This window comes from Chryseobacterium jejuense (assembly GCF_900100075.1).
Classification (GTDB): Bacteria; Bacteroidota; Bacteroidia; order Flavobacteriales; family Weeksellaceae; genus Chryseobacterium; species Chryseobacterium jejuense.
Map to the genome: position 1 here is coordinate 205491 of NZ_FNEG01000007.1, position 8928 is coordinate 214418.

Genomic DNA, 8928 nt, shown 5'->3' on the forward strand with positions numbered 1-8928 from the left:
TTTGAGTTTTATGTTGTTTTGTTGCAAATATAATAAAAAAACCTTCAGTAAAAACTGAAGGTTTTAAATTTTGTCTTAATTAGAAAATTCAATCAATTCTTCTTTTTTAGAATTGTAAATTTTGTATTCTAAATATTTAAAAGAATCCCTTGGTACAATGGTTACCCATTTTTTGTACTTCATGAACCATTTCATTTGGATACTTTTAAGTAAGCCTTTTGTTAAATAAGCTTCTACAAATGGGTGTACATGCAGGTAGATTTTTCCTTTTTCTTTCTGCAGAATGTTTCTTAGTGTTTCACCCATTCTTTCCACGATAACAATTGGAGCTACAATTTCTCCGTCTTTGTTCGGGTTTTCTTCTTTGGTTTCGATCTGTTTTTCCGGACGGTTTCTTTGTCTGGTAATCTGAATCAGGCCGAATTTACTTGGAGGAAGGATTTTGTGGCGAGCTTTGTCGCGCTTCATTTCCTCTTTTAGATGTTCGTAGAGATCTCTTCTGTGATCAGAATTGATCATGTCGATGAAGTCAATCACAATGATTCCTCCCATATCACGGAGGCGGAGCTGTCTGGCAATCTCAGTGGCTGCCATTTTGTTTACTTTAAGAGCGTGTTCTTTATTAACAGCAGTTCCGGTGGTGATATTATTTCCGGAGTTAACGTCTACTACGTGAAGTGCTTCTGTGTGTTCAATAACAAGATAAGCGCCTTTGGAGCTTGGTATGTTTACGTGTTTTCCGAAGCTCTGTTTAAGCTGTTTTTCAACATTGTAATATTCCAGAAGTGGAATATGAGAATCATAAAACTGGACAATATTTTTCTTTTCAGGAGCAATTACTTCAACGTAATTGGTCATTTCGTTTACCATTTGCTCATCATCGCAGATGATATTTACGAAATCCTGATTAAAATTGTCTCTTAAAATAGCTGAAGCTTTGTCTTCTTCGCTTAAAACTTTAGACGGGACTTTGTTTCTTTGGATATTTTTAAAGGTGCTTTCCCATTTTTGAATCAGCTGATTCATGTCATTATGAAGGTCTGCTACCTTTTTTCCTTCGGCAACGGTTCTTATAATAACTCCAAAACCTTCAGGCTTAATGCTGTCGATCAGGGTTCTTAATCTTTCCTTTTCCTCAAAACTTTTGATTTTTTTAGAAATGGAAACCTTATTGTCGAATGGAATTAAAACCAAAAAACGTCCTGTCAGTGAAACTTGGGTAGAAATTCTGGGACCTTTTGTAGAAATAGGTTCCTTGGTAATTTGTAAAAGAACAATATCGTCTTTTGCAATAACTTTATCTACCGTTCCGTTTTTATCTATTTCGGGCTGTATCTCGAAATTTTTTAAGCTTGAAGAATTTTGTTTTTTAGAGATCGTGTCTTTTAAAAACTTTCTGTAGGTAAGATATTGTGGTCCCAGATCCTGATAATGCAGGAATGCATCCTTGTCATATCCTATATTTACGAATGCTGCATTCAGGTTAGGTGCCAGTTTTTTTACTCTTCCAATAAACAGATCTCCAACTATAAAATCGCTTTTGTCCTCTTGCTCATGAAGTTCACATAGTCTTCCGTCTTCCAGCAGTGCAATCTTTGTAAGATCATCTTCATGCGAAACTATTAGTTCTTTCTTCATTTTGTTATCAGATAAAAATTGTTAAGATTTTAGGAAATTGGTATTGTTCTAGATTAATTCATCTATTAAATATAAGGATTTAGAATGAAAACCATTATATTTTTATTAAAATAATATTTGAAACGCTCCGTTTTCCGCGGAATCTTATAGTTGCAAACAAAAATATAGTCGGTGAACTTTAAAAATTTAAAATCACCAACTATATATTATATTGTAAATCTCGAGAAAAAGAGATTATTTTTTCTTATGTCTGTTCGCTCTTCTTCTTTTCTTTCTTTTGTGAGTCGCAACCTTGTGTCTTTTTCTTTTCTTTCCGCTTGGCATAATTTTAATTTTTTAGTAACTAGTTAATATTCAGTTAATGTTCTTATTTTACTGCAACTTTCGTTTTTACTTTCTCAACAAAAGATTTTGATGGTTTGAAAGCAGGAATGTTATGAGCAGGAATCTCAATCGCAGTGTTCTTAGAAATATTTCTTCCTGTTTTAGCAGCTCTTGTTTTAATGATAAAAGATCCAAAACCTCTCAGATAAACGTTATCCCCATTATACATAGAAGTTCTGATCTCCTGCATAAAAGCTTCTACAACTTTCTGTGTTTCATTCTTTTCTGTTCCCAACTTATTTGAGATGGTGTTTACCAATTCTGCCTTTGTCATTTCCTTATTTTAATTTTAAATTTTAGGTGTGCAAATTTAGTTAAAAAAATTGAATACTAGCAAATTAGTGGCAAAATATTTTTGTTCAAATAGTTGAGATATTAATGTATATGCTATATTAACGCAGGTTGAAGATAATTTAATAATAAAATAATATTGCTGTTTAATGATGTGAAATCATCAATAATGGTAAAAAAATGAGATGTATAACCATCAATTTACCAGAGCTTTCTGTTACCCTCTCCATGCCTCATAATATAATTTCTACATACTGGAATTGTAGTACCCATTTTCTACACAGAAACGGATAAGATGAAGTTTAGTTTTTAATCCCAATTTCTCCGTTAATCGGTTAATGTAAGTATCAATTGTTCTTGTACTCAGGTTCAGTTTTTCTGCAATTTCTTTATTACTGAAGCCTTCGTAGCAGAATCTCATAAGCTGTATCTCAGCCGGAGAAAGTTCTTCCTGTCCTTTCTTCTGCCTGTCCATATATTCCTGTACGGCAAGCGGCTGCTGTTCCCATTCTTTTGAATAGGTTTGATAATCAAACTCATCAGAAGCAATACTTCCTTTAATAATGTCCTTAATAATGGTACTGTTCTTCTGACAATAATATATATTAGGAATTCTCGACAGAATCTCAGCCATATCTTCCTGGTAAGTCCCGGAATAAGTGATAATAGGCGTTTCTGCGTTATTTTTCCTTATATATTTAATTGCTTCAATTCCACTCAATACCGGCATAAATAGCTCAATAATGAATACATCTTCCTGTCTTCTGTAAATTCTGTTTACAAGCTCGTGGCCATTGTTACAGTCGTTCAACAGCATATAGAAAGGGTTTTCCATTAAGGTTTTGATCATTATTTTTTTAAAATAAAAATCGCTGTCTGCTATAGAAAAACGCACGGTATTAGATAATATTTTACTCATTCTTAATATCGATTTGGCGAATGATATTTAAAATTCAGAGGCCTAATTTATGAAAAACTTATGAAAGAGAAAATTAATATTAATTTAAACCGGGTTTTCACGAAATCGGAGCGGGGAAAATACGTATTGTGCATAAAAAAATTTTTTTATACTTTCACAGGCCAAACAAATCGCAAATATATGTCTTCGAATAGGGAAAAAAAATTGAACAAATCTGACGTCAGAACAGGCATTTGGAAGTTTATTCTTTCTTTTGCCGTCTTGTCTATGGTATCCTTTAGTTGTTTATACCTCTTCTTTAAGAGCTATGATATACAACGTGAAGGGATAAGTCGCGAAGCTGAAGCTTACAAGGAATTAATGCGTAGAAGTGATCTGCTTAAGCTTAGTGTAGATGATATTTACGAAAAAATGGCCCAGCTTGATATGAATAAGGTGAAGAATGAGGCTTTTCTTAGAACCAATATTATGGATAACGTAGGAAGTGTTAAAAGTGTTATGGGGAAAGACAGTATCACAAACTTTAAGCACTACGCTACATTAATGAAGCAGATAGAACCTATGCTTGCTTTAAAGACTAAGATTATTGGGGTAGATTTCAAAAAGAAAACAGTTCTCAGAGACCTTGATGAATGTATGGGAAAAGTAAACAGAGCCAATAATGAGCTTAGAAAAGACCCTACAAGAAATTTCACAGGAGGTAGAAGAAGATAAAAAATAAAGATATGCAAGGACAAATTACACTATCTAAAAAGGAAAGGCATTATCAGTTTTTTTATTTAATACTGATGCTTGTAGCTGCCATGATATTTTTAGGAATTATTTTTCTAAAAGGATTTGAATCTCCGTTTTCTGATGAAGACGTAAGGGGAATTCAGAATCTTGAACAGAAGGCCGAATTTGAACAACACCAAAAAATTATTATTCCAATCATGGACAGTACCTATACCATGATTACGAAGCTTACGGATGAGGCACCACAGCCTTTTGTGGAAAATAATATCTTTGTGGGAGTTAATGATCTGAATGATTACTTTAAACGTAATGAAAATATCATTGATACCCGAAAAGATGCCTACCCGCAAATTGCTAGATTCTATAAGATGTACTACGAAGATAAAAAGGTAATTTCAACCACTTCAGAAGATATCAAAAGGTTTGAAAAGCAGGTGGAAGAATGCAGAATAGGATTTAAGGACAAACAGGATAAGATTTATCAGCGTAAGAGTGATTTGAAAGCTCGTACTCAATAAACTAACCAATGAATTTAGGAACTTTAAATAAAACACATCACAATTATTAACTATGAATTATTTTCAAAAGAACAAGAAGAACATTATTATCGGTGTTATTGCAACATTGCTCATTGCAGCACTTGTTGCACTATGGCTGCAGAAAAAAGTGATCCACTCTGCTGATGATATTGTTGCAGTAGTTTATCCATCTACATTGTCGGTAGGAGATACCCTTTTATTTGAAGATAAAACCCAGTTTGCAAAAACCAAAAGATGGAATTTTGCAGACGGAACAACTTCTGATAAAAACAGCGGAATCCACTTCTATAATAAACCTGGATATTACCAGGTAAGTTTGATTGTTGACAATAAGTACACAAAATCCTTCCCGGTAATGGTAACAGCAAGAAGCGTTAAACAGCCTAAGGACAGTGTAAAGTCTAAAACAATTATAGAAGCTCAAACGCAGGCAATGCAGAATGAGAACGTACAGTTCCGTGCTGTGTCCAATGCGGCACAATTTGCATGGAAGTTTGGCGAAACAGGAAATACAGATTCCAAAGATAAGCTGGCTATCTATGCTTATAAAAAACCTGGAGATTATCTCGTGACGCTGTACACAGAAGAAAGTCAGGAGCCTATTTACCACCGTATCAAAATTCTTCCGGCTTACAATTCCTTAGAACAGGAAGAAGTATCTGTAGAAGATTCTTATGCGAAAATTGATAACGATTTCAAATATCACTTACAACAGATTGCAAACGGTAATAGCTTCAATATGCACTACAATTACCTGTTAAAAACTTACCTGTGTAACAATGAAAACACAGTGGTAAAAGTAAACGACAGTAAAGTAAATAACTTCTACATGTACTGTGCAGGTCTTCAGTTTGATAAAAATACTGTGATCCAGACTGTAAAGGTAAATTTAGATGATACACAGAACTGTGTAACGAAAGTAGAAATAAACCAAAGCAAATAATACCGTCCGGTTCTCCGGATGTGCCAATCATAAAAAGATAAAATAGGATGAAAAATAAATTTCCTCTAGCAGCATATTATATAGGATTATCAGTATTGTTGACGAGTTGCCAGGTAAAGCTTCCGTCAAAAAAAACACCTGAACCTTCTCAATATGGACAGGTAGATAATTCAACAGTTGTCAACGGATATCCTAAAAAATCCGTTCCATGGATCGTTATTTCAGACAGATCGAGAAATACGGCTTATTTGGATAAAGATGATGAAAAATCATATAAAGAAGTAAAATTTCTGGAACCTTTAATGGTTCTGAAACATAGAGACGGAATGGTAAAGGTAGCGGAATATGTTCCGGATGCCTTAATGAAAAAAGTCTCCTCAAAATCTATTAAAACATATGGCTGGATCCATGAATCTGACCTGCTTTTATGGAATCACTCCCTGAAAAATGAAAGAACAGGATATCCTGTAAGAGTAGCTGTAGTCCCTAATAACAGTGAGGTTATCAGAAGCGCTGAAAGATACTACAAGAATGACTCTATCATGGTTTTCAACTCACCAAGTCTTATTGAAACAGCCAATGTTAAGATCCCTAACGGGCAGATGGTGTATGTGTATAAGCAGGCTGAAAATAACAAAAGATTCCTGGTAGGTAAAAAGCCATCTGTTGATATCGATAGTATTGGGAAGGGGCTTTACGGATGGGTAAGCTCCAACGTAATTTCTACATGGGGTGAGCGTTCAGCTATCAAACTTAAAAATACAACAGGGATTACTGAAACTGAGTTAGGAGTACGTGAAGGGTATCCAGGTGCATCAGGATCGGATGCAGATAATAAAACTGCTATTCTTCTTACAGATGTAAATAAGAGAAAACCTCTGGAAAATATCTTCCCAGTAAACCTGGCTTTAAATGAAACTCCAACTCCAGACTCTAAAACTAAGTATTTTACCAATATCCTTGATTACAGTAAAAACTACGTGTTTAACGTATTGGGAGAACCTATCTATTTCGATCGCTATAAAGAAATTACAGATAGAGATAAAAACATCAATATTGTTTTTGCATTGGATATAAGTGCCGGAAATGCACCGTATGCACCTATTGTAAAATCATTATTACAGGATCTTCAGCTTAGATTTGAAAAACCATCGTATTTCAATAACGTAAAATATGGTGTGGTTTTATATAAAAACAATACTTGTGGTAACAATACTGCGGTTTCCAACCTAAGTAATGACTACAGTAAGATTACAACGTTTATCGATCAGAAAACGAATGAAATGAACTGTGCCAGCAATAATGGCTACCAACCGGTAGGAGAAGCTCTTTCTGCCGCTGGAAACCTTCTTGCTAATGTTCCGGATGAAACCAATATCGTAGTTACTGTAGGGACGTCTGCTAACCAAAGCGGAAATATGTACAGTGTAATTGGTTCTCTTACTCAGGCTCAGGCAAGATTAATTATGTTCCAGACCAGCGCAAGATCTTCAGATACTTACAATGATTTTGTATTGATGGCTGAGAACGTGGTAACCAATACTGCTAAAAATATTGCTGAGCTTAAAAAGCAAAAGATCATTAATCAGTCTGATGTTCTTACTAAGAATAATTTCAGCCTTGTAGAGGGAGATGCAGGGTTCTTCTCTTTAGCTTATCCTAAGCAGAGTATGTCTCAGGGATTTGTAATCTTCCCTAAAAAAGGAGATGTAGCTACCCCTGGATTCCTTAAAAAGTCAGTAGACAGCCTTATTGCACAGGTTACTTTAGATAATCAGAATGTAGATAAATCACTGAATGAATATTTCCATTCTTCAGTAGGAGCCGGGAAAACAGATGTAGATTTAAAATATAAATATCTGTATCCAGGACTTACTAACCCAGTTTCTGCAGGAATTGCTGCACAGCTTATCAACTATGGAAACCCATTCCTTGTAAAAGGATATTTACCAAAAGAGCTGAAAGAAATTACTCCAAGTGTAGAAAAAGGAATTCTTATTTCTGAATCCGAATATGATAATCTTAAAGCTTTCTATTCTGAAGTATACAGAAATACAGAACCAGATAAACCAGGTTTCAGCCAGTCAAAAGCAATCAAGGAATATGTAAGACTATTAAAGAAATACAATCCAACCATCAAGTTCTTAGATAAAGGAGATCTTTATGAATTACCAATGTCTTATGCCATCGGAATGAGTACAGGATTTGATCTTTCTGAAGAAGAGATATTGGCTAAGTTCAAACTTAAAGGATGGAAGAAATCTAAAATAGTTCGTAATGAAACGGTAAGAACTTATTTCCATCACTACAAAGATCTGGCAGAAAGAATGCTAAATCACAGAAACAATCCGGCAGTGAAGATCCAGCAAAACGGACAGACCTTCTATTGGTTGAACGAGTTCTTTACTCCTACAATGGCCCCAACAGAAGCACCGGAATATACTAAACATTAATTGTTAGTTTTATCATCATAAAAAGCAGAAGTAACTTTACTTCTGCTTTTTTATTTTCAGGGTGAAATTTTGAGGTGAAAATCTTGATTTTTCACATTGATTTTGTCTGTTATTTCTCATTCAGGTGTAAAAGTATATTTTTTCATTAATTGGAGATAAAGTTTAAAATGCTTTATTAGTGGTAGTTATAGTGGTGTTCGTAAATCCAATGTCGTAGAATTACTACAAAAAGTCGTAGAACTACTACAATTTTTCAAATTTATGGTGAAAAGTTTTTTTTAGAGAAAAAGACCTTTTATATTTGCTACACAATCACTGAATCACAAAATATTACTAACGATTAAAATTTACAAATCATGGCAGAAAGAAATTCGAGAGGAATCTTAAAATTCAATAACGGAGAAGGTCAGAAATTATTAAAAATGAACTACAGCGTATCAAGATCAACAGACGTATCAGGACGTGTAGCATCAGACCCATCTAACGCATTAATCAAAGTTACAGTAGAAGCTACTGAAAAATCAGATATCTTAGAAAGTTTACTGAACGGAAAATATAAGCCAACAGTAGGAGAAATTACTTTCAACAAATCTCACGAAGAAGGAACATTAATCACTTTGAACTGGCAAAACGGTTATGTTATCCAGCACCAAGTAGAATTTGATGCTGTAGACAGCAACAGTATGTACATTAGCTTTATAGTGAGCGCTGAAACCATTAGCTATGGTAATTCTGAATATGCAGGACTTTGGCCAACAAGCTAAAATTGTTACACATTATCAACATTCATAAAAAAAAGACTGTCCATTTTAATGACGGTCTTTTTTTGCCTGACATCAAATTTTATATCGATTAATTATTTCGTATCCTATTGATATGATGGATGTTCTGTAAAATATTGTTATCTTTAATACTAAACTAAACACAATGCATATGAAAACCGAAACAAAGACAAAGGGTTCTTCTTTCCGCCCATCACAAAATGCTGATGGCGTATCTGAAAACCATCATGCAGGGATCAACCGG

8 protein-coding genes are annotated in these 8928 nt (G+C 34.2%); 5 read left to right on the top strand and 3 right to left on the bottom strand.

Features of this window, described 5'->3' with window-relative positions; genetic code table 11:
* Positions 1 to 75: 75 nt before the first annotated feature.
* The 3 genes from BLS98_RS20225 to BLS98_RS20235 form a co-directional block, all read right to left on the bottom strand.
* Positions 76 to 1638, bottom strand: coding sequence for an Rne/Rng family ribonuclease (locus BLS98_RS20225; protein ID WP_089738849.1), 1563 nt, complete (start codon positions 1636 to 1638; stop codon positions 76 to 78).
* A 367-nt stretch (positions 1639 to 2005) separates the two neighbouring features.
* Positions 2006 to 2296: an HU family DNA-binding protein gene (locus tag BLS98_RS20230; RefSeq protein WP_002984212.1), complete on the bottom strand. Its 291-nt coding sequence runs from the start codon at positions 2294 to 2296 to the stop codon at positions 2006 to 2008.
* 264 nt (positions 2297 to 2560) lie between these two features.
* The gene (locus BLS98_RS20235) at positions 2561 to 3232 is read right to left on the bottom strand and encodes a response regulator transcription factor (RefSeq protein WP_089738850.1); all 672 of its coding nucleotides are present in this window, start codon (positions 3230 to 3232) and stop codon (positions 2561 to 2563) included.
* A gap of 204 nt (positions 3233 to 3436) precedes the next feature.
* Between BLS98_RS20235 and tssO the strand changes: the two genes are divergently transcribed.
* The 5 genes from tssO to tssD all read left to right on the top strand — a co-directional run bounded on the left by tssO (position 3437) and on the right by tssD (position 8666).
* Entirely contained in the window at positions 3437 to 3946 is a 510-nt protein-coding gene (gene tssO / locus BLS98_RS20240; RefSeq protein ID WP_228425266.1) for a type VI secretion system TssO, read from the top strand.
* A gap of 11 nt (positions 3947 to 3957) precedes the next feature.
* Positions 3958 to 4485 (top strand): type VI secretion system transmembrane protein TssO, encoded by a 528-nt coding sequence (locus BLS98_RS20245; RefSeq protein ID WP_089738852.1) that lies wholly within the window; start codon positions 3958 to 3960, stop codon positions 4483 to 4485.
* Between the two features lie 52 nt (positions 4486 to 4537).
* A complete protein-coding gene (locus BLS98_RS20250; RefSeq protein WP_089738854.1) occupies positions 4538 to 5449 on the top strand; it encodes a PKD domain-containing protein in 912 nt (303 codons plus the stop codon).
* Between the two features lie 47 nt (positions 5450 to 5496).
* The gene (gene tssR, locus BLS98_RS20255) at positions 5497 to 7902 is read left to right on the top strand and encodes a type VI secretion system protein TssR domain-containing protein (RefSeq protein WP_089738856.1); all 2406 of its coding nucleotides are present in this window, start codon (positions 5497 to 5499) and stop codon (positions 7900 to 7902) included.
* A 356-nt stretch (positions 7903 to 8258) separates the two neighbouring features.
* On the top strand, positions 8259 to 8666 hold the full coding sequence (gene tssD / locus BLS98_RS20260) for a type VI secretion system tube protein TssD (protein WP_045493871.1): 408 nt from the start codon (positions 8259 to 8261) through the stop codon (positions 8664 to 8666).
* Positions 8667 to 8928 lie beyond the last annotated feature (262 nt).